General features: G+C 69.8%; 2 protein-coding genes. Both read right to left on the reverse strand.

The annotated features are described in order from the left end of the window. Window positions 1-190 precede the first annotated feature (190 nt). Window positions 191-1,177, reverse strand: coding sequence for a hypothetical protein (locus EPO09_RS21890; protein WP_290646689.1), 987 nt, complete (start codon window positions 1,175-1,177; stop codon window positions 191-193). Between the two features lie 99 nt (window positions 1,178-1,276). Further along, a partial coding sequence (locus EPO09_RS21895) for an ATP-binding protein (protein ID WP_290646691.1) occupies window positions 1,277-1,485 on the reverse strand: 209 nt, incomplete at its 5' end.

Genomic DNA, 1,485 nt, shown 5'->3' on the forward strand with positions numbered 1-1,485 from the left:
GGGGCCATCATCACGGTCGTGGTCGTCAACGCCCTGGGCGGACGCTCGCGCGTCGGTCGCGGCCCCATTTGATCCGACCGCGGGTCGGGGGCCCGCGGTCACTCTTGGCGAAGGCCCATCGGCAACGGTGGGCCTTCGCCGTACGCGCCGATGTGGCGCGAGCCGCTCCGGGCCGGCCTCCGTCCCGCAGTCACTGGCCGCGGACCGGACCGCCGGTCGCTCGACCATAGGGCGCAACTGTTTCCGCGAAGCTTGGGGCGATCCCGTCGTCGGCATGATGCGCATCGTTCGTTGGTTCGGTCGGGATCCGATCATCCGTCGTCGGGACGGACGTGGGCGCGGCGAGACCGCTCGCCGCCATCGTGGGGCGGCCGATTGAACCGTTCCTCGAGCCGGGTGTGATCAGCCCTCGTCGGGCAAGGGTCGCGCGACGCCATCTCGACACGCGCTCCGTGCCGAGTGCACTCACCGGCGAGTAGTCCACGACCACGGCCCCGTCCGCGGAAACGAACCGGTGACCTGGTGGTGCGTAGAACGCGTCGCCCCGTGCCACGAGCTCCGTGCCCGCTCCCGGTTCGGACGAACTCTCGTAGAGGATCGCGATTTCGCCGTCGATGACGAAGCCCCAATGCGGTACGTCGCACCACCCGCTGAGGTGGCCCGTGCGCTCCCCGAAGATCGAGCGCATGAAGACCCATGGTCCCATCTGGGCTGCCTCGACCTCGATGACCCCGGGCCGGCGAAAGGGCCGAAGCGATCCGGCCACGGTCACTGCGCGTGGCAGGCTGACGTCCGGATCGGGCCGGGGTACCACGGTGAAGCCACGCGCCTCGAGCGCACCGGGCGTGGCGGGCTCATCGGCCTCGGGAATGGCGAAGCCGGCGACGACCGTGTCGGGCTCAGCGGTGAACGTATGACTCGGCGGGCCGGATTCCACGTAGAACGCCGTTCCCGCCGCGAACGTTTCGGTCCGACCTTCGTCGTGATGAACCGCGAGTGCGCCACCGAGGACGATGCCGTGGTGCTGCCTGAAGCAGGGTTCGTCGAGCCCGGTCCCGGCTGTCGATCCGTCGCTCGGGAGGTCGGCAACGACCGCCACGACCGGTCCGAAGCTGTGGTAGCGGGCCAGCAGGCCACCACGATCCACGGCCTGAAGTTCGCCGAGCGAGACGCGCACGTGTCCTCCAACGTGTCCGGGGGCCGCCGGACTGCCGGCGGCGGTTCCGCTTGCTCCCGCCCCCGGGGCGGCTCGAGGATGCTGCCATCCGGCGGCCGATCAGCTTGCCAGCTCATCCTCGTGGAGGATCGGGATCGCGAACCCGAATTCCGAGCCTCCCGCGGCCCGGGCCCGGGCCCAGATGCGGCCGTGCATCGCCTCCACGAGGGTCTTGGCCACATACAGGCCGATGCCCGATCCCGCTCGAGTGCTGGCGGTACGACTGGAGCGGAAGAATATATCGAACAGTCGCTCGCCATCAACCGGAT

Origin of the sequence: Aquabacterium sp. (assembly GCF_004297345.1) — a bacterium.
Taxonomy (GTDB): Bacteria; Pseudomonadota; Gammaproteobacteria; order Burkholderiales; family Burkholderiaceae_C; genus Aquabacterium.